The sequence below is a fragment of the Streptomyces sp. NPDC003379 genome, assembly GCF_053589195.1.
In genome coordinates this window covers 26,153-45,070 of the sequence record NZ_JBSFRK010000052.1, presented here as the reverse complement: position 1 = coordinate 45,070, position 18,918 = coordinate 26,153, and the positions used below count along the sequence as shown (strand labels likewise).

Annotated in this window: 14 protein-coding genes and 1 riboswitch; of the genes, 6 read left to right on the top strand and 8 right to left on the bottom strand. The window is 70.4% G+C overall.

The annotated features are described in order from the left end of the window. Positions 1–10: 10 nt before the first annotated feature. A complete protein-coding gene (rfbA, locus tag ACWDVB_RS34365; RefSeq protein ID WP_451518572.1) occupies positions 11–880 on the bottom strand; it encodes a glucose-1-phosphate thymidylyltransferase RfbA in 870 nt (289 codons plus the stop codon). 459 nt (positions 881–1,339) lie between these two features. Between rfbA and ACWDVB_RS34360 the strand changes: the two genes are divergently transcribed. The 3 genes from ACWDVB_RS34360 (at position 1,340) to ACWDVB_RS34350 (ending at position 5,084) form a co-directional block, all read left to right on the top strand. Beyond that, positions 1,340–2,806 carry a GuaB1 family IMP dehydrogenase-related protein gene (locus ACWDVB_RS34360; RefSeq protein ID WP_451518571.1) on the top strand — a complete coding sequence of 489 codons (1,467 nt, stop codon included), beginning with the start codon at positions 1,340–1,342 and terminating at the stop codon, positions 2,804–2,806. A 325-nt stretch (positions 2,807–3,131) separates the two neighbouring features. Further along, the gene (locus ACWDVB_RS34355) at positions 3,132–4,604 is read left to right on the top strand and encodes an amino acid permease (protein WP_451518570.1); all 1,473 of its coding nucleotides are present in this window, start codon (positions 3,132–3,134) and stop codon (positions 4,602–4,604) included. Positions 4,605–4,628: 24 nt separating this feature from the next. Beyond that, positions 4,629–5,084 (top strand): Lrp/AsnC family transcriptional regulator, encoded by a 456-nt coding sequence (locus tag ACWDVB_RS34350; RefSeq protein WP_451518569.1) that lies wholly within the window; start codon positions 4,629–4,631, stop codon positions 5,082–5,084. Positions 5,085–5,133: 49 nt separating this feature from the next. On the opposite strand, the gene ACWDVB_RS34345 is transcribed toward ACWDVB_RS34350, so the two are convergent. Further along, complete coding sequence (locus ACWDVB_RS34345) at positions 5,134–5,787, bottom strand: Repetin (protein ID WP_451518581.1); 654 nt, start codon at positions 5,785–5,787, stop codon at positions 5,134–5,136. 334 nt (positions 5,788–6,121) lie between these two features. On the opposite strand from ACWDVB_RS34345, the gene ACWDVB_RS34340 reads away from it, so the two are divergent. Further along, the gene (locus tag ACWDVB_RS34340) at positions 6,122–6,919 is read left to right on the top strand and encodes a carbon-nitrogen hydrolase family protein (protein ID WP_451518568.1); all 798 of its coding nucleotides are present in this window, start codon (positions 6,122–6,124) and stop codon (positions 6,917–6,919) included. A gap of 49 nt (positions 6,920–6,968) precedes the next feature. Beyond that, entirely contained in the window at positions 6,969–8,663 is a 1,695-nt protein-coding gene (locus ACWDVB_RS34335) for a flavin monoamine oxidase family protein (RefSeq protein ID WP_451518567.1), read from the top strand. A gap of 101 nt (positions 8,664–8,764) precedes the next feature. Here ACWDVB_RS34335 and ACWDVB_RS34330 read toward each other — a convergent pair whose 3' ends face one another. The 5 genes from ACWDVB_RS34330 to ACWDVB_RS34310 all read right to left on the bottom strand — a co-directional run bounded on the left by ACWDVB_RS34330 (position 8,765) and on the right by ACWDVB_RS34310 (position 14,794). Then, positions 8,765–9,694: a TIGR03619 family F420-dependent LLM class oxidoreductase gene (locus ACWDVB_RS34330; protein WP_451518566.1), complete on the bottom strand. Its 930-nt coding sequence runs from the start codon at positions 9,692–9,694 to the stop codon at positions 8,765–8,767. Positions 9,695–9,765: 71 nt separating this feature from the next. After that, entirely contained in the window at positions 9,766–10,530 is a 765-nt protein-coding gene (locus tag ACWDVB_RS34325; protein WP_451518565.1) for a DUF5995 family protein, read from the bottom strand. Positions 10,531–10,664: 134 nt separating this feature from the next. After that, complete coding sequence (locus ACWDVB_RS34320) at positions 10,665–11,852, bottom strand: Cmx/CmrA family chloramphenicol efflux MFS transporter (protein WP_451518564.1); 1,188 nt, start codon at positions 11,850–11,852, stop codon at positions 10,665–10,667. A gap of 261 nt (positions 11,853–12,113) precedes the next feature. Next, positions 12,114–13,508: a uracil-xanthine permease family protein gene (locus tag ACWDVB_RS34315; RefSeq protein WP_451518563.1), complete on the bottom strand. Its 1,395-nt coding sequence runs from the start codon at positions 13,506–13,508 to the stop codon at positions 12,114–12,116. 77 nt (positions 13,509–13,585) lie between these two features. After that, entirely contained in the window at positions 13,586–14,794 is a 1,209-nt protein-coding gene (locus ACWDVB_RS34310) for an MFS transporter (protein ID WP_451518562.1), read from the bottom strand. 97 nt (positions 14,795–14,891) lie between these two features. Between ACWDVB_RS34310 and ACWDVB_RS34305 the strand changes: the two genes are divergently transcribed. Next, positions 14,892–16,091: an ROK family transcriptional regulator gene (locus ACWDVB_RS34305; protein WP_451518561.1), complete on the top strand. Its 1,200-nt coding sequence runs from the start codon at positions 14,892–14,894 to the stop codon at positions 16,089–16,091. Positions 16,092–16,103: 12 nt separating this feature from the next. Here the strand turns inward: ACWDVB_RS34305 and ACWDVB_RS34300 are convergent, their stop codons facing one another. Further along, complete coding sequence (locus ACWDVB_RS34300) at positions 16,104–18,419, bottom strand: chitinase C-terminal domain-containing protein (RefSeq protein ID WP_451518580.1); 2,316 nt, start codon at positions 18,417–18,419, stop codon at positions 16,104–16,106. 335 nt (positions 18,420–18,754) lie between these two features. Next, a riboswitch (FMN riboswitch) is annotated at positions 18,755–18,885 on the top strand. Positions 18,886–18,918 lie beyond the last annotated feature (33 nt).

Here is an 18,918-nt window from a genome sequence, read left to right as displayed (position 1 = left end):
TGGACACCCTTCAGCCTTGGTGGGAAATCTCCATCAGATACTTCCCGTAATCAGTCTTGCCCAGTTGACTGCCCAGCTCATGACAGGCCGCGGCGTCGATGAATCCCATACGGAAAGAAATCTCCTCCAGGCACGCTATCCGTACTCCCTGACGCTGCTCCAGCGTCTGCACGAACTGCGAGGCCTGTAGGAGCGAGTCGTGGGTCCCGGTGTCCAGCCAGGCGAACCCGCGCCCGAGGTTGACCATCCTGGCCCGGTCCTGCTGCAGGTAGACGCGATTCACGTCGGTGATCTCCAGCTCGCCGCGGTGCGACGGCCGGACGTTCTTGGCCACGTCCACGACGTCGTTGTCGTACACATACAGGCCCGTGATGGCCATATTGGACTTGGGTAACGCCGGTTTCTCCTCCAGGGAGACCAGTCGTCCGTCGCCGTCCACCTCGCCTATGCCATAGCGCTCGGGATCCCCGACGGAGTAGCCGAACAGCACACAGCCGTCGAGGTCCCGCATCTCGGCCTGGAGCAGCCTGCCGAATCCGGGGCCGTGGAAGATGTTGTCGCCCAGGATCAGCGTCACCGGGTCGTTGTCGATGAATTCCGCGCCGATGACGAATGCCTCGGCGATTCCGTTGGGCTCGGTCTGCTCGGCGTACTCGATGTTCAGGCCGAGCTGACTGCCGTCCCCGAGGAGGTCACGGAACGTGCCCAGATGACGGGGCGAGGAAATGATCAGAATGTCCCGTATCCCACCCAGCATCAGGGCCGAGAGCGGATAGTAGATCAACGGTTTGTTGTAGACCGGAAGTATCTGCTTGGATATGGCATACGTCAGCGGGTAGAGCCGGGTGCCACTTCCCCCGGCCAGAACTATGCCCTTCATCGACCAGGACCTCCGTAAACGGCTGGGCAGGGCCGGACATCTCCCAAAGCTGCGTTACTTTACCGTTGTTCAAGCGCGAGCGTAGGCTTCCGTGATCGCCGCTGTCAATGTGACTCCGGACTCTTCCAGTTGTAAACCTGGATAACCCAACTCGGTTCTCCCGCAGTGGGGTTGGCGACGCCCGCGGGGGGCCGTATTCCGGCCTCGCGGAGACGGGTGCGGCGAGCGGGGAGCCCCGCCGGTCCGGCCCGGCCCGTGGTGCCGGGGTCGGCCCGTGGCCCCGAGGCCGGTGTCGGCTCGCCGATCTGTTCGACCTCGGGTAACCTTTCGTCGTAAGGCAGGCCCACTGTCCTGTGCATCAGCCCCCGTACCTCTTTGGAGGACCACACATGGTCGGGGGCGTTTTGCTGTGCCTTTGTGGGAGTGACCTGCGCCGTTTCGCGTGAAAATGTGAGACTTATGCGTTTTCTTGAGCCCGGTACGGGTCGGCATGTATCGAGTCCTCCGGTTCCCTACGACCTGACGTACGACGACGTCTTCATGGTCCCGAGGCGCTCCGCCGTCGGCTCCCGCCAGGGCGTCGACCTCTCCTCGCCCGACGGCACCGGCACCACGATCCCGCTGGTCGTCGCCAACATGACCGCCATCGCGGGCCGCCGCATGGCCGAGACCATCGCCCGCCGCGGCGGCCTGGTCGTCATCCCCCAGGACATCCCGATCGAGGTCGTCACCGACGTCGTCTCCTGGGTCAAGACGCGCCACCACGTCCTGGACACCCCGATCGTGCTGGCCCCCACCCAGACCGTCGCGGACGCGCTCGCCCTGCTGCCCAAGCGCGCGCACAACGCCGGCGTCGTCGTCGACGCCGACCAGAAGCCCGTGGGCGTCGTCACCGACACCGACCTGAGCGGCGTCGACCGGTTCACGCAGCTCTCCGAGGTCATGTCCAGGGACCTGCTGCTCCTGGACGCCGACATCGACCCGCGCGACGCGTTCAACAAGCTGGACCACGCCAACCGCCGGTACGCCCCCGCCGTGGACAAGGACGGCCGCCTCGCGGGCATCCTCACCCGTACGGGCGCCCTGCGCGCGACGCTCTACACCCCGGCCGTCGACGCCAAGGGCGGCCTGCGCATCGCCGCCGCCGTCGGCATCAACGGCGACGTGGCGGGCAAGGCCAAGCAGCTGCTCGACGCGGGCGTCGACACGCTCGTCGTGGACACCGCGCACGGCCACCAGGAGTCGATGATCGCCGCGGTCAAGGCCGTACGCGGACTCGACCCGCAGGTTCCCGTCGTCGCGGGCAACATCGTCGCCGCCGAGGGCGTGCGCGACCTGATCGAGGCGGGCGCCGACATCATCAAGGTCGGCGTGGGCCCCGGCGCCATGTGCACCACGCGCATGATGACCGGCGTCGGCCGCCCGCAGTTCTCCGCGGTGCTCGAATGCGCCGCCGAGGCGAAGAAGTACGGCAAGCACGTATGGGCCGACGGCGGTGTCCGCCACCCGCGTGACGTCGCCATGGCACTGGCCGCCGGCGCCTCGAACGTCATGATCGGCTCCTGGTTCGCCGGTACGTACGAGTCCCCGGGCGACCTCCAGCACGACGCCCAGGGCCGCGCGTACAAGGAGTCCTTCGGCATGGCCTCCGCCCGCGCGGTGCGCAACCGCACGTCCGAGGAGTCCGCGTACGACCGCGCCCGCAAGGCGCTCTTCGAGGAGGGCATCTCCACCTCCCGCATGTTCCTCGACCCGACCCGTCCGGGCGTCGAGGACCTGATCGACTCGATCATCGCGGGCGTCCGCTCCTCCTGCACGTACGCGGGTGCGGCCTCCCTGGAGGAGTTCGCCGAGAAGGCCACGGTCGGCATCCAGAGCGCCGCCGGCTACGCGGAGGGCAAGCCCCTGCACGCCAGCTGGAGCTAGCCGCTCCCCGTACCTGCCGAAGGCCCCCGCGGTGATCTCCGCGGGGGCCTTCGGCGTACCCCGCCGGGGTCCTCGTCGTTCCGCTGCGACCCCCCGAACGCAACGGACGAAACGGACCGCGCAACGAACCGACGCCGAACCCCGAACCGCGCAATGATCAGTCGCCGGTGCGCAAGGTTGCTGCATTACGGTCGGGAAGGCGCGGCCTTAGAGTCAACCGCTGTACGTGGTGTGGCGGGGACTGCCTGCTCGGTGGTTCCCGTCTCCTAGCGCGGGTGCCACGGGTCCCTCGCCGCCCGACCGGCAGCGATGAAGGAGCCAGCGCGTGCTCGACCAAGGCGCACCCCCGCAGAACCGCCCGAGCCCCCCGGGCGCCGCCCCTGGCCTCGGCCGCCGTCTCATGCGCCGCAAGCCGGTCGAAGCCCTGGTCGCGGAGGGTGGTCAGGGCGAGGGTGGCTCGCTCCGCCGCTCCCTCGGCATGTGGCAGCTGACCATGATCAGCATCGGCGCCACGCTCGGCACCGGCATCTTCGTCGTCCTCGGCGAGAGCGTCCCCAAGGCCGGGCCCGCCGTCACCATCTCCTTCGTGATCGCCGGTCTCACCGCCCTCTTCTCGGCCCTCTCGTACGCCGAGCTGGCGGGCTCCATACCGGTCGCCGGCTCCTCGTACTCGTACGCGTACGCAACGATGGGCGAACTCATCGCCTGGGTCTGCGGCTGGTGCCTCGTCCTGGAGTACGGCGTGTCCGTGGCCGCCGTCGCGGTCGGCTGGGGCGAATACCTCAACGAACTCCTCGACGGGACGATCGGCGTCACCATCCCCGACGCGCTCTCCGCGGCGCCCGGCGAGGTCGACGGCGCCATCATCAACCTGCCCGGCCTGATCGTCGTCCTGCTCGCCATGGTCTTCCTGCTCGGCGGCGCCAAGGAGTCGGCGACGGCCAACACGATCATGGTCATCGTGAAGATCGCCGCGCTCGTGCTCTTCTGCACCATCGGCTTCATGGGCTTCAAGTCCGGCAACTACGCGGACTTCATGCCGCTCGGCACGGCCGGCGTCAGCGCCGCCGCCGCGAGCCTCTTCTTCTCGTACATCGGCTTCGACGCCGCCTCCACCGCCGGTGAAGAGGCCAAGAATCCGCAGCGCGACCTGCCCCGCGCCATCATGCTGTCGCTGATCATCGTCACGGCGCTCTACGTCCTGGTCGCGGCCGTCGCCGTCGGTGCCTGGAACTGGACCGACTTCGAGGGCTCCGAGGCCACCCTCGCCGCGATCATGAACGACGTCACCGGACAGAGCGTGTGGGGCACGATCCTCGCCGCCGGCGCGGTCATCTCCATCGCCTCCGTCGTCCTGACGGTGCTGTACGGCCAGACCCGCGTCCTGTTCGCCATGTCCCGCGACGGCCTCGTCCCCAAGGTCTTCGGCAGGGTCAGCAAGAAGACGGGCACGCCCCGCGTGAACACCGTCATCGTCTCGCTGTTCTGCGGCGCGCTCGCCTCGGTCGTGCCGCTCGGCAAGCTCGTCGACGCCACCAGCATCGGCACGCTCTTCGCCTTCGGCCTCGTCAACATCGCCGTCATCGTGCTGCGCCGGACCCGTCCGGACATGCCGCGCACCTTCCGGGTGCCGCTGGGCTGGCTCTTCCCGGTGCTCGGCTTCGGCTTCTGCGCGTACAACATGTTCAGCCTCGACTCCGTCACCTGGGTCGTGTTCGGTGTCTGGATGGCCGTCGGCCTCGTGTTCTACTTCCTGTACGGCATGAGCCGCTCCCGCTTGGCCACCGCAGAGAAGTGATCCACCGAAAGTGATCGACCGCCCGTGCGACTGAACGATCTCGACGAACGCATCGTGCACGCCCTCGCCGAGGACGCCCGCCGCTCTTACGCCGACATCGGCCAGCTGGTCGGACTCTCCGCGCCCGCCGTGAAGCGGCGCGTGGACCGGCTGCGGGCGACGGGGGCCATCACCGGCTTCACGGTGCGGGTGGACCCGGCGGCGCTCGGCTGGGAGACCGAGGGGTTCATCGAGATCTACTGTCGCCGGAACACCTCGCCGGAGGCGATCAAGCGCGGTCTTGAGCGGTATCCCGAGGTCTCGTCCGCGTCCACCGTTACGGGGGACGCGGACGCGATCGTCCAGGTGTTCGCCGCGGATATGCGGCATTTCGAGCGGGTGCTTGAGCGAATCGCCGGGGAGCCGTTCGTCGAGCGGACGAAGTCCGTGCTCGTGCTGTCGCCCTTGATGCGGAGATTTTCTTCGGGGTCCCCGGCTTAGACCCTCGCTGGGGGCTCGTTGTGGCTGGTCGCGCAGCTCCCCGCGCCCCTTACTGGGCTGTCGGGTACGGGACCTTCCACGGGAGCACGTGGAAGTCGCCCGTGCCCTTCTTGACCTTCTCGTGGGGGGCTGAGCTGGTGCACTTGGGGAGTTTCCTGGTGTTGTCGGGGCCGCCCACCGCCGCCCAGCTGTAGCCGACGCGGTCGATCCTGCCCTGGTCGTGGACGGTGAAACCGACCCGGCCGCCCTTGATCTGCTTCAGGTTGGTGTCGGTGATGACGCCGGTCGCCGTGGCCACCTTGCCGCCCGTCATCAGGCAGTCGATGCGGCCCTTCGCCCAGCCGCCCTTGCCGCCCGGCTTGTCGAGGTGCACGAAGCGGAAGGTGCCGGTCGCCTTCGACGGGTCGCCGTTGTTCTCCGCGGCGAGATGCGCGTCGAAGGTGAACGTCACGTCCTCCGTGGTCTTGCGGTACATCTTCGCCGAGCCGGTCAGCGCGGCGGCCTCCCGCTTCTCTGCGTGGTCGGCGGCCGCATGCGACGCGGCGGCCGACGTGCCGGGGCGCGCCGTGTCGTCGGCGGAAGCGACGGCCGCGCCCGCCGCCCCCGCGGTCATCAGGAGCGCGGCGCCCACCGCCAGGGCGCGTCGGCGGTGGAGGGTGCGGTCGGTGGTGGTGATGCGGCACATACCGCTCATACGGCTCATACGGCTCATGGGAAGTCCTCCGTCTGCGAGGTGTTCACCCGGTCTCTCCGAGTGAGATCACGCTCTCGCGGAAGGGGCATCCGGCACGTCCGGCCACGGGCGGCACTCCGCTTCCGCCGCGCGGCGGGGAAGACCGCCGGGGGCCTGCGCCTACGGGTGGACACCGTCTGCGACGTGAGGTGCACGACACCACGCAACAAATCGCCGGCCCGGGCCCGCCACGCGCAACGGATCGCGCGGCTGCCCGCAACGGTCGTGCCTTGTCCCGGTGAGGCCCCCGACCGTACCGTCTAACGGACCCCACCCGACCCTTCGTACGCCTTGAGGATCAGCCATGCCTGCGCTGCGCACCGCCCTGCTCCAGAGTTCCGGGCGTCTCGGATCCGTCGCCGAGAACCTCACGGCACTCGACGAGGCGGCGGGCCGTGCCGCCGCCGCGGGGGCCGGGCTGCTGGTGGCGCCCGAGCTGTTCCTCACCGGGTACGCGATCGGCGAGGACGTGGCCCGTCTTGCCGAGTCCGCCGACGGACCGTCCGCGAAGGCGATCGCCGAGATCGCGGTCCGCCACCGGGTCGGCGTCGTCTACGGCTACCCGGAGCGCGAGGACGACCTCGTCTTCAACTCCTCCCAGCTGATCGGCCCGGACGGGACCCGCCTCGCGAACTACCGCAAGACCCACCTCTTCGGCTGCTTCGAGCGCGACTCCTTCACCCCGGGTGAGCAGCACGTCGTACAGGCCGAGCTGGGCGGCGTACGCATCGGCCTCATGATCTGCTACGACGTGGAGTTCCCGGAGAACGTCCGCGCGCACGCCCTCGCCGGCACCGACCTCCTGGTCGTCCCCACCGCGCAGATGCACCCCTTCCAGTTCGTCGCCGAGTCCGTCGTGCCGGTGCGTGCCTTCGAGAACCAGATGTACGTCGCGTACGTCAACCGGGTCGGGCCCGAGGGGGAGTTCGAGTTCGTCGGGCTCTCCACGCTGGCCGGTCCCGACGGCGTGGCCCGCGCCCGCGCCGGCCGCGGCACCGAGCTGGTCGTCGGCGACGTCGACCCGGACTTCCTGGCCGCGTCCCGCGAGGCCAACCCCTATCTGCGCGACCGCCGCCCCGGCCTGTACGCGTCCCTCGTCTGAGCTCACCCCCCACCTGCCTTTTCAGTTCCGTGCAAGGAGTCCGTACCCCATGACGTCCACGGTGCCCACCGCCATCCAGCACACCGACGCCCAGCCGCCGATCACCATGTTCGGTCCGGACTTCCCCTACGCGTACGACGACTACCTCGCGCACCCCGCGGGCCTCGGCCAGATACCCGCGACCGAGCACGGCACCGAGGTCGCCGTCATCGGCGGCGGCCTCTCCGGCATCGTCGCCGCGTACGAACTGATGAAGATGGGCCTCAAGCCCGTCGTCTACGAGGCCGACCAGATCGGCGGGCGACTGCGCACCGTCGGGTTCGAGGGCTGTGACGCGGACCTGACCGCCGAGATGGGCGCGATGCGCTTCCCGCCGTCCTCGACGGCGCTCCAGCACTACATCGACCTGGTGGGCCTGAAGACGAGCGCGTTCCCCAACCCGCTCGCCGAGTCGACCCCCTCGACGGTCGTGGACCTCAAGGGCGAGTCGCACTACGCCGAGACCGTCGCTGACCTGCCGCAGGTCTACCGCGATGTCGCGAAGGCGTGGGCCGACTGCCTCGAAGAGGGCGCGGACTTCTCCGACATGAACCGCGCCCTGCGCGAGCGTGACGTACCGAAGATCCGCGAGATCTGGTCGAAGCTCGTCGAGAAGCTCGACAACCAGACCTTCTACGGCTTCCTCTGCGACTCCGCGGCCTTCAAGTCGTTCCGGCACCGCGAGATCTTCGGTCAGGTCGGCTTCGGCACCGGCGGCTGGGACACCGACTTCCCGAACTCCATCCTGGAGATCCTGCGCGTCGTCTACACCGAGGCCGACGACCACCACCGCGGCATCGTCGGAGGCAGCCAGCAGCTGCCCCTGCGCATGTGGGAGCGCGAGCCGCAGAAGATCGTGCACTGGGCGCCCGGTACGTCCCTGAAGTCGCTGCACAAGGGCGGCGAGCCCAAGCCCGCCGTGACCCGCCTGGCCCGCACCGCCGGGAACCGCGTCACCGTCACCGACGCCTCCGGCGACATCCGCACCTACCAGGCGGCGATCTTCACAGCCCAGTCGTGGATGCTGCTCTCCAAGATCGAGTGCGACGACTCGCTCTTCCCCATCGACCACTGGACGGCGATGGAGCGGACCCACTACATGGAGTCCAGCAAGCTCTTCGTGCCCGTCGACCGTCCGTTCTGGCTGGACAAGGATGAGGAGACCGGCCGTGACGTCATGTCGATGACGCTCACCGACCGCATGACGCGCGGCACCTACCTCCTGGACGACGGCCCGGACAAGCCCGCCGTCATCTGCCTCTCCTACACCTGGTGCGACGACAGCCTGAAGTGGCTGCCGCTGTCGGCGAACGAGCGCATGGAGGTCATGCTCAAGTCGCTCGGCGAGATCTACCCGAAGGTCGACATCCGCAGCCACATCATCGGCAACCCGGTCACCGTCTCGTGGGAGAACGAGCCCTACTTCATGGGCGCCTTCAAGGCGAACCTGCCGGGCCACTACCGCTACCAGCGGCGCCTGTTCACCCACTTCATGCAGGACCGGCTGCCCGAGGACAAGCGGGGCATCTTCCTCGCGGGCGACGACATCTCCTGGACGGCGGGCTGGGCCGAGGGCGCGATCCAGACCGCGCTGAACGCGGTGTGGGGCGTGATGAACCACTTCGGCGGCGGCACGGACGCCACGAACCCCGGGCCCGGCGATGTCTACGACGAGATCGCGCCGGTGGAACTGCCGGAGGACTGACCGGCGGGTGTCACCGTGGCCGGGGCGCGTGGAGTGTGCGAGTTCTCTGTGACCGGTCGCCACACACTTCCCCGCGCCCCTTCGTGGCCCGGGGCGGTGTCTCAGACCCCGGCCGCCCGTGCCGCCTCGTACACCTCGGCGGCGACGTCCTTCAGTTCCCGCGCGTCCCGTGCCGACGCCGCGAGCTCCAGGATGATCTCGTCTACGCCGACCGCGGCGTGCGCCGCCAGGTCTTCGGCGATCTGCGCGGCGCTGCCCTGGAAGGGGGCGCGGTCCGCACCGTCGTACGCCCTGGCCGTGTACCGCGCGTTCGCCCGCACCACACTCTGGACGGGCCGCTCGCGGCCCCGCTCGGCGGCGGCCTCGCGGACCTTGGCCCACTGCGCGGCGAGCACGTCGGCGCCCATGGCCACCGGCATCCAGCCGTCGGCGCGGTCGACGAGCCTGCGCAGCGCGCGCGGGCTGTTCGCGGGCAGCAGGATCGGGATCGGCCGGGCGGGCTTGGGGCCGACCGCGGACGGCACGATGGCCGTCAACTCCCCTTCGTACGCCACCGGGTCCGGGCCCCACACGGCGTGGCAGACGTCGATCAGCTCGTCCAGGACCTCGCCGCGCCGGGCGAACGGCGCCACCGCCGCGGCCGCGTACTCGTCCACGGACCAGCCCGTGCCGAGGCCCGCGACGACCCGGCCCCCGCTTGCCGCGTCCAGCGAGGCCAGCGAGCGGGCGAGCTGGAACGGCATGTGCAGCGGGGCGACCAGGACGCTGGTGCCGAGCCGGGCCCGGTCCGTGGCCGAGGCGGCGAGCGTCAGGGTGATGAGCGGGTCGGCCACCGAGCGGTAGTGGTCGGGCCAGGCCCGGCCCGGGATGCCGAAGAGCCCCTGCGTGGCGGGGTCGGGGTACAGGACGCGCTCGAAGACCCACAGGCTCGCGTAGCCGATGTCCTCGGCGGCCCGGGCCACCGCCGGGACGTCGTCGCCGATCGCGTACTGCCTGCCCTGCGGGAGGCTCAGTCCGAGTCGGATCGCCATGCCGGTGCTCCTTCGCGTCGGGGTCGTCGATGCAACGTACAACGACTGCGGGGGAGCCGGGGGCGGCTCGCTCAGTCCGGCAGCGGCGTCAGCAGGATCCGCCCCACCAGACCCACCGCGCCGTCCAGCCGCTCCGTGAACTCCTCGGCGATGCCGGGCAGTTCGCGCAGCGCCCACAGGGTGCGGGCCGCCGCCCACGCGCCGTCGCGGGCCCGCTCCAGGCTCCAGGAACCCGCCAGATGCGTCAGCGGATCGCCGATCTGGAGGAGGTCGGGGCCGGGCATCAGCTCTTCGCGGATGCGCTCCTCCAGCGCTACGAGGATGTCGCCCACGCCGTCGAACTCGTCCTCCAGGTCGGCCGGTTCGCAGTCGAGCGCATGGCAGGCGTCCACGACGGCGAGCGCCAGGTCGTGGCCGATGTGTGCGTTGATGCCCGCGAGGGCGAACTGCAGCGGGCGTACGCCGGGATGGCGCCGGTACTGGAACAGCGGGCGCCAGCAGGCGGGCGTCCGCCGCCCGTCGGCGGCGGCGTCGACGGCCGCGAGATAGCGCTCGGCGAACCGAACGCCGAGCGTGGCCGCGGCCCGCGTGTCGGAGAAGCCACCCAGACCGATACGCCGACCGACCTCCTCGGTGACCGACAGATAGACCCGGTTGAAAACACCCACCCCATCCCGCGACGGCCACCCACCCCCAAGCATCCGCATCCGCGCCACGACGCCGTCAACGCCGGGCGCCCGCGTGACCACGCTGTCGACCCTGGACGCCTGTGGCACCACGCCGTCGGCCCCGTGCTCCGGGGTCATGGTCTCTGCGAACCGCTGCAACCGTGCCATGGGGGCAGGGTCCCAGCCCCGGCCCGGTCGGGGCGTCAGCGCACCGGGCGCTTCCCCGAAACGAGGGAACGACCGGCGATGCCGTGTGCCGCAGTGGCGGGGAGCGGCACACGACCCGGCACCCCCGCTCCCGCTCACGCCTCCGAGTCGGAGCGGGGCCGAGCCGAGGTGGGCGTGCCCCGCTGTCGGAGGCCGAGCGCCGCGCCGCCGACGGTCAGCGCCAGCGCCACGAGCAGCGCGCTGACCCACAGCGGGGAGCGGTAGCCGAGCCCCGCGGAGATCGCGAGGCCGCCGGACCAGGGGCCGAGCGCGCCGCCCACGTTGAACGCGGCCGTGGCGAAGCCGCCCGCCAGGTCGGGCGCGTCGGCCGCCGCGTAGAGGGCCTGGGAGATCAGCGTGGAGCCGACGCCGAAGGACAGCGCGCCCTGTACGAAGACCAGTACGACCACGGCCACCGGGTTCCCGGCGGTCACCGCGAAGAGGACCCAGCCGGCCAGCAGTGCGAGGGAACCGAGGACCAGGAGTGGCACCGGCCGCGCGTCGGCGACGCGACCGCCCAGGCTGACGCCGACGAACGAGCCGATGCCGAAGAGCGCGAGGACCACCGGCACCCAGGCCGAGCCGAGCCCGGTGACGTCGGTGACCAGGGGCGCCAGAAAGGTGAACGTACAGAACGTCGCGCCGTTCACCAGCGCCCCCAGCAGCAGTGTCAGCAGGAGCCGCGGCCCGCGCAGCGCCCGCAGCTCACCGAGCGCGCCCGGCCCGGCGGCGTCCGGCGCCCCGGCCGGCACGGCCCGCGCGATGGCGACGACGGCGGGCACGGAGATCAGGGCCACGGCCCAGAACGCCGAGCGCCAGCCCCACACCTCGCCGAGCAGCGCGCCCGCGGGCACGCCCGCGACACAGGCGACCGTCACGCCGCCGAGCAGCGCCGAGGTGGCGCGCCCCTTGGCGTTCGGCTCGACCATGCTCGTGGCGGTCACCAGGGCGACCGCGAGGAACCCGGCGTTGGCCAGGGCGCCCACGACGCGCGTCGCGAGCAGCACCGCGAAGCTCGTGGTGAGCGCGCCGACGACGTGGACCAGAAGGAAGGCGATCAGGAAGAAAAGGAGCGCGCTCCGCCGCGAGAAGCGACGGCTCACGAGCGCCATCAGCGGTGCGCCGACGATCATTCCGACGGCGAACGCCGAGGTGAGATGGCCTGCGGACGGGATGGAGACGTCCAGGTCCCGGGCGATGTCCGACACCAGGCCGGACAGCATGAACTCGGAGGTGCCTTGCGCGAAGACGGCAAGTCCGAGGAGGTAGAGGGCAAAGGGCACAGCAAGACTCCGCAACCACGAGGAAGAACGCGGGGATCAGGGCACGAAGCGGTGATCCGGTGGCGGCGGAGCGGAAAGTCGCGGACGGCTGCGGAGGGCAGCGGCACGACAGACGCGTCAGTGCGGCGAACGCGTCAGTGCGACGGCGCGAGAAGCCACCGGAGGACCGGTGGCCGGAGTCTGTCGGACTCGGGACTGGACATGGTGCGCACCCTAATCAGGCGCCACGCACCACGTCCAGCCGATTGACGCGCCGGCCGATCAGCGCGTGCCGCTCGGCTCGCCCTCTTCGTCATACGTCGACGTGCCCGAATCCAGCAGCGGTTCCTGGGACTTGAGGTGCGGCGGGGCGAACGCGCGCAGCACGTGGTAGCCCGTGATGACGACGATCGTGCCCAGCGCGATGCCGCTCAGCTCGAAGGTGTCGGTGAACTTCAGCGAGACGCCGCCGACGCCGATGATGATGCCCGCCGCGGCCGGCACGAGGTTCAGCGGATTGCGCAGGTCCACCTTGGCGTTGATCCAGATCTGCGCGCCGAGCAGGCCGATCATGCCGTACAGGATGACGGTGATGCCGCCGAGGACGCCGCCCGGGATCGCCGCGACGACCGCGCCGAACTTGGGGCAGAGGCCGAAGAGCAGCGCGAAGCAGGCCGCCGCCCAGTACGCGGCCGTGGAGTAGACGCGGGTCGCCGCCATCACACCGATGTTCTCGGAGTACGTCGTGTTGGGCGGGCCGCCGACCGCGGTGGAGAGCATGGAGGCGGCGCCGTCGGCGGAGATCGCCGTGCCGAGCTTGTCGTCGAGGTTGTCGCCGGTCATCTCGCCGACGGCCTTGACGTGGCCCGCGTTCTCCGCGACCAGCGCGATGACGACGGGCAGCGCCACGAGGATCGCCGACCACTCGAAGCTCGGCGCGTGGAAGGAGGGCAGGCCGATCCAGTCGGCATGGCCCACGGCGGACAGGTCCAGACGCCAGTGGTCGACGACCTTGCCCGAGGCGTCCGCCGAGTGGATCCTGCCGAAGATCCGGTCGAGGGCCCAGGAGATGCCGTAACCGAAGATCAGACCGAGGAAGATCGCGACGCGCGACCAGAAGCCGCGCAGGCACACCACGGCCAATCCGGTGAACAGCATCACCAGCAGGGCCGTCCACTGGTCCTGGGGCCAGTACGTCGACGCGGTGACCGGCGCCAGATTGAAGCCGATCAGCATGACGACGGCGCCGGTCACGATCGGCGGCATCGCGGCGTGGATGATCCGCGCCCCGAACTTCTGCACCGCGAGCCCCACCAGGAACAGCACGGCACCGACCACGAGGACCGCGCCGGTCACCGTCGCGCTGGAGCCGCCCTGCGCGCGGATGACGGCGGCGACGCCCACGAAGGAGAGCGAGCACCCCAGGTAGCTGGGAACCCGGCCGCGCGTGGCGAGCAGGAAGATGACGGTCGCGACGCCCGACATCATGATGGCCAGATTCGGATCAAGACCCATGAGGACGGGCGCCACGAACGACGCCCCGAACATTGCCACCACGTGCTGCGCGCCGAGCCCGAAGGTCCGCGGCCACGAGAGCCGCTCATCAGGCCGGACGACCGCACCCGGGGCGGGGGTGCGGCCGTCGCCGTGGAGTTTCCAGCGCACGCCGAGATCCATGGTGAGTGTCGCTTTCTGTGCGCCGAACCGGGCCGTGGTGCGTGGCCCGAAATGATCGACGCCATGTTAATGCGACGTCAGTGCGACTTCTCCCCGGCGGGCTGAGGGTTCTCGGCCTGCGCCGCCTCGCGGCCGTCCGTGCGCAGCACCCCCGCGAAGGCCACGAGGCCGAAGGCGAGCAGCGTCACCAGACCGAAGGAGGTCACCAGGCTCGTCGCGTCCGCCAGCGTGCCGATCGCCGAGGGGGCGATCAGACCCGAGGTGTACGTGATGGTGGCGACGCCCGCGATGGCCTGGCTGGGGTTCGGGCCGCTGCGCCCGGCGGCGGCGAAGGCGAGCGGCACCACGACCGCGATGCCGAGGCCGAGCAGCGCGAAGCCGCCCATGGCCATGACCGGGTGGGACGCGACGACCACGAGCAGCCCGCCGAGCACCGCGAGCGCCCCGCCCGCGCGCACCGTGCGCACCGCGCCGAACCGGTTGACGACCGCGTCGCCCGCAAGACGCGCGATCGCCATGGTGAGCGTGAATCCGGTGGTGCAGGCGGCGGCGACACCGGCCGAGGAGTCGAGGACGTCACGCAGATAGACCGCCGACCAGTCCAGGCTCGCGCCCTCCGCGAAGACCGCGCAGAAACCGACCGCGCCGATCAGCAGCGCCGACTTGGGCGGCAGGGAGAACCGCGGCGGCGCCTCCTCCTCGGGGGCCGCCTGGAGGTCGAGGACGCCCTGGCAGGCGGCCAGGCCGAGCCCGGTGAGCGCCGCGGCGGCCAGCGCGTGGTGCAGCCGGGCGTCCGACCCCAGATGGGCGGCTACCGTGCCGGCCGCCGAGCCGATCAGGGCGCCGACGCTCCACATGCCGTGCAGGCCCGACATGATCGACTTCTGGAGGCGGTTCTCGGTCTCGACGCCGAGCGCGTTCATCGCCACGTCCGACATGCCCGAGGTCGCGCCGTACACGAACAGTGCCAGGCAGAGCGTGAGCAGGTTCGGCGCGAGCGACGGCAGGATCAGAGCGAGCGTCCACATCGCGAGCAGTCCGCGCAGCGCGTTGCGGGCGCCGAAGCGGTGGCTGATCCGGCTCGCGAGCGGCATCGCGACGGAGGCGCCGATCGCCGGAAAGGCGAGCGCCAGGCCGAGCATGCCCGCGCTGACCGAGGCGTGCTCCTGGATCCACGGCACCCGGGTCGCGAAGGAACCGGTGACCGCGCCGTGCACACAGAAGACGGCGGCCACGGCGATCCGCGCGCGCCGCAACCGGCTCTTGTCGTAGACCACTTCACTCATGTCCGTTCCGCCCCTCCGAGGTGTGCCTCGATACGGCGACGTAAACTATCAGGAAGCCTGCCTAATAAATAGAAGCGCTCTGTGGAAGGATCCCGGCATGCCTGCCTCACCGAGTACCGCTCGGGCCATCAACGACCGGCTCGCGCTGGGCCTCCTGCAGAGCGAAGGGCCCCTGACCGCCAACCAGTTGAAGCAGCTCACGGGCCTGTCACGGCCCTCGGTGGCCGACCTCGTCGAGCGCCTCCAGAGCGCCGGGCTCATCACCGTCGTCGGCGAGGCGGGTGCCCAGCGGCGCGGCCCGAACGCCCGGCTCTACGGGATCGTCGCCGCCCGCGCCCACCTGGCCGCGCTCGACGTACGCACCGACAGCGTCTCCGTCGTCGTGACGGACCTGCTCGGCGCGGTGCTCGCCGAGGCCTCGGCGGCCATCGGCGGCGACACCGGGTCCGCGGTGCAGCGTGCCGTCGCGCTCGTCGAGGACGCCGCGCGGGAAGGCGGCGCCCAGCGGCTGCACACCATCGGCATAGGCGCGCCCGGCCTCATCGACCCCGCCACCGGCGATCTGCACGACACGACCTCCCTGCCCGCCTGGCACCGCCGCCTCGCCGGCGCCCTCCAGGAGCGGCTCGGCGCGCGCGTCCTGGTGGAGAACGAGACCAACCTCGCCGCCCGCGCCGAACAGCGGGACGGTGCCGCGCACGACCGGGACACGTTCGTGCTGCTCTGGCTCGGCGAGGGCGTGGGCGCCGCCGTCGTGCTCGACGGGGCGCTGCGCAGGGGAGCCTCCGGCGGCACCGGAGAGATCGGCTTCCTGCCGGTGCCGGGCACCGGCGGGCTGCCCTCCGCCACCGCCTGCGAGGGCGGCTTCCACTCGCTGGCCTGCGCCGCCGCGCTCCGGGAACTAGGCGCGGAGCACGGGCTCCTGGCGCCGGACATGTCCGCCGCCGACGTCGTGCGTCACGCGGTGGAGGCGGGGGAGGGGGCCTTCCTGGACGCCGTCGCGGACCGCGTCGCGGTGGGCGCCGCCGCGATGGCCGCGATCCTGGACCCGGGGTGCGTCGTCCTCGGCGGCGAGGTGGGCCGCGCGGGCGGCGCCGCGCTCGCCGACCGCGTCGCGCGGCGCGTCACCGCCATGTCGCCGCTGCCCACGGAGGTCCGCGCGAGCGTGCTGGGCGGCTCCGCGGTGTCGCACGGTGCGCTGCTCGCCGCCATGGACGCGGTCCAGGACGACCTCTTCGGCCCGCCGCGTGATGCGTACCGCTCACGCCCACAGGGTGCCGGACCCGCGTGGACGTGAGCGTTCAGGCGGTCAGCAGGCGCCGAGGTCCTGCCAGACGCCCCACTCGCCACCGGCGCCGGGCTCATCGCCCTTCGTCCACCACTTGGCCTTCCAGGTGCGGGACTTGTGGGAGACGGTCGTACCGGAGCCGTACTCGGACGACGTGCTCCACGCGGGAGCGGTGCACTTGCCGGGCGTGGGCGGATCGGTCGGGCCCGGCGGATCCGTCGGGCCAGGCGGGTCCGTCGGCCCGGGGCCGCCCGAGCCCGGCTCGACGACCGTGGTGCCGCGCGCCAGATCACCGGCGAGCGCGTACGTCGTGCCGCTGATGTCCACCGTCCAGTTCGACGGGGTCGACACGGGCAGGTAGTAGTTGAAGGAGAGGTCCACGGAGGCGCCCGGTGCCAGCGACTGCCAGGCCGGCAGCTTCAGCGAGACCCGGTGGAAGTCGCCCTTCAGACCGCCGACGTTGCTGCCCGTGTGATCGCTGCTGATCACCTTCGTACCGAAACCGGACTGGTCGGAGGCGTTGCCCGGGGCCGAGGTGGAGTAGTCGAACTGGAACTCGGTGCCGCCCGGCAGCGCTGTCTTCGTGTTGTTCGTGATCTTCACCTTGGGCGTGATCGGGTAGTTGGAGTCACCGAGCTTGAAGTCGCCGAACTCCACGCCGATGTCGACGGCCTTGGTGGGCAGCTCCTTGTTGGAGACTTTCGCGCCGTAGGGCTTGGCCGCCTTGAACTTGTCGTGCATCAGCGAGGTGAGCGTGGAGCCCATCTCGTACTGGCCCTTGGCGGCGTTCCAGTCGTAGTCGCCCGCCATCTCCCAGATCATCGTGCCGCCGATGCCCCGGTCGACCACGTAGTCGGCCTTCTTGGCCACCGACTCCTCGTCCTCCGTGGACAGGAAGACCTTCTTGTCCGCGTTCCACAGCCACGGCGCGACCAGCGAGGAGCTGTACTTGCGGGCGTAGGTGCCGGTCAGCTTGGTGTCCGAGGGGAAGCCGTACTTGGTGACGTAGTCGCCGACGATCCCCTTCTCCAGGTTCTTGGCGTGCCACATCGGGTTGGAGCCCGCCGGGGACTCCTTGCCGTTGTCGTCCTTGTCGTGCCACAGGTTGTCGATGCCGACCGCGCCGTCACCGCACTTGGTCAGGCCCGCACCGGCCGGGCAGCTGGTCGCCGCGGCCTTCCCCCACAGTCCGTCCGTGCCGCCCTGCACGTTCTTGTGGCCGCGCGTGTAGTACGGCAGGCCGATGTTGATGCGCCCGGCGGGCATCGAACCGCGGAAGTAGTGGTAGGCCCAGTCGGTGTTCAGATAGCCGATGCCGCCGTACTGCTGGCTTCCGTAGACGCCCGCCGCGGCGAGCTCGGCGTCCTTGCCGTCGTCGAAGAGCGAGGCGTTGGGGCCGACGTACTCGTTCCAGGCGCCGTGCAGGTCGTACGACATGATGTTGACGTAGTCCAGGTACTTCTGGACCTGGAAGGTCTCCATGCCGCGCAGCAGATAGCCGGACGAGGGGGCCGCGACGGTCAGCATGTAGTGCTTGCCGTCGGCCGCGCCCGCCTTGTCGAGCTTCTCGCGCAAGCTCTTCATCAGGGCCGCATAGCCCTTGACGAGGCCGCCGCGCCGGGCGTTGGAGATCGGGAAGTCGGCCGGGTGGCCCGCGTCCTTCATCGAGGTCGGGTACTCGTAGTCGATGTCGACGCCGTTGAAGCCGTACTTCTTTATGAAGGTGACCGCGGAGTCGGCGAAGGTGTCGATGCCCGCCTGGTTCACGGAGCCGTCGGCGTTGGTCGCCATCGAGTAGAAGCCGCCGGACTTCACGCGCTCGCCGTCGTCGCCGAAGTAGCCGCCCGTCTCGGCCCAGCCGCCCACGGAGATGAGCGTCTTGACGTTCGGGTGCTTCTTCTTGAACTTGTTGAGCAGGTTGAAGTGGCCCTTGTAGGGCAGCGCGGGGTCCATCTCGGCGCCCGCGACGCCGGGCCAGGTCATCCCGGTGGCGGCGTTCTTCTCGCCGTCGGAGCCGACGGAGAGCTTGTTGCTCTTGTCGATGTGCGCGAAGGCGTAGTTGACGTGGGTGACCTTCCCCCATGGGATGTCCGGGGCGAGGTAGGCCGGCTCGCCGTTCTTGCCGGTGCGCCAGCCGGTGAAGTAGCCGATGACGCGCCGCTGGTGGTCGGCGCCCATCTTCTCGCGGCCGTCGCTGTCGTAGACGGAACAGTAGGGAACGTCGACGCCGGGCGTCCGGTAGAGGCCGTCGGGGCGGCAGGACGCGTTGTCGGCGGCGTTGTCGGTGGCCTTGTCGGCGGCGTGCGAGGCGCCGCCGGAGACCACGCCGAGCAGCATTCCGGCGACGGCGACGGCGGCACCGGTCGCGAGCAAAGTGGATCTCGCGCGGTTGAGGGACGGCAAGGGAGCCTCCAGGGGCGGAGTGGAACACGGACGGGGCGGAACAACACAGCCGGTACAGAGGTGGATCGTTCTGGGGCCCCGGTGTGCGCACACCGTCGGCTCCGGCTCCTCGGAGGTGACGCAGACGTTAAGAGGACTAGACCAGTCGGTCAATAGGTCTGGACCAAGTTGTTGAACGGAAGAGGGAACGTTGCTGCTGTGAGCCAGCCCACAGCCGATCACTCGCCTGGCCGTCGATCAGGCGTGGCACACTGGCCTCGTACCACAAGCAGCGCACTCCGGGGTCGGTGCAATTCCGAACCGGCGGTTACAGTCCGCGACCCGGCCGCCTCCAGCGGCCGGTTGACCAGGTGAAATTCCTGGACCGACGGTGAAAGTCCGGATGGGAGGCAGTGCGCGGCGGGCGGGCATCTTGTGCACGCCGCCGTCTTGG

Excerpts from the sequence above, each read along its gene's own strand:
- ACWDVB_RS34360 (WP_451518571.1), top strand. The coding sequence starts at position 1,340 with ATGCGTTTTCTTGAGCCCGGTACGGGTCGGCATGTATCGAGTCCTCCG.
- ACWDVB_RS34335 (WP_451518567.1), top strand. The coding sequence starts at position 6,969 with ATGACGTCCACGGTGCCCACCGCCATCCAGCACACCGACGCCCAGCCG.
- ACWDVB_RS34315 (WP_451518563.1), bottom strand. The coding sequence starts at position 13,508 with ATGGATCTCGGCGTGCGCTGGAAACTCCACGGCGACGGCCGCACCCCC.
- ACWDVB_RS34325 (WP_451518565.1), bottom strand. The coding sequence starts at position 10,530 with ATGGCACGGTTGCAGCGGTTCGCAGAGACCATGACCCCGGAGCACGGG.
- rfbA (WP_451518572.1), bottom strand. The coding sequence starts at position 880 with ATGAAGGGCATAGTTCTGGCCGGGGGAAGTGGCACCCGGCTCTACCCG.
- ACWDVB_RS34340 (WP_451518568.1), top strand. The coding sequence starts at position 6,122 with ATGCCTGCGCTGCGCACCGCCCTGCTCCAGAGTTCCGGGCGTCTCGGA.
- ACWDVB_RS34330 (WP_451518566.1), bottom strand. The coding sequence starts at position 9,694 with ATGGCGATCCGACTCGGACTGAGCCTCCCGCAGGGCAGGCAGTACGCG.
- ACWDVB_RS34305 (WP_451518561.1), top strand. The coding sequence starts at position 14,892 with ATGCCTGCCTCACCGAGTACCGCTCGGGCCATCAACGACCGGCTCGCG.
- ACWDVB_RS34310 (WP_451518562.1), bottom strand. The coding sequence starts at position 14,794 with ATGAGTGAAGTGGTCTACGACAAGAGCCGGTTGCGGCGCGCGCGGATC.
- ACWDVB_RS34345 (WP_451518581.1), bottom strand. The coding sequence starts at position 5,787 with ATGAGCCGTATGAGCGGTATGTGCCGCATCACCACCACCGACCGCACC.
- ACWDVB_RS34300 (WP_451518580.1), bottom strand. The coding sequence starts at position 18,419 with ATGCTGCTCGGCGTGGTCTCCGGCGGCGCCTCGCACGCCGCCGACAAG.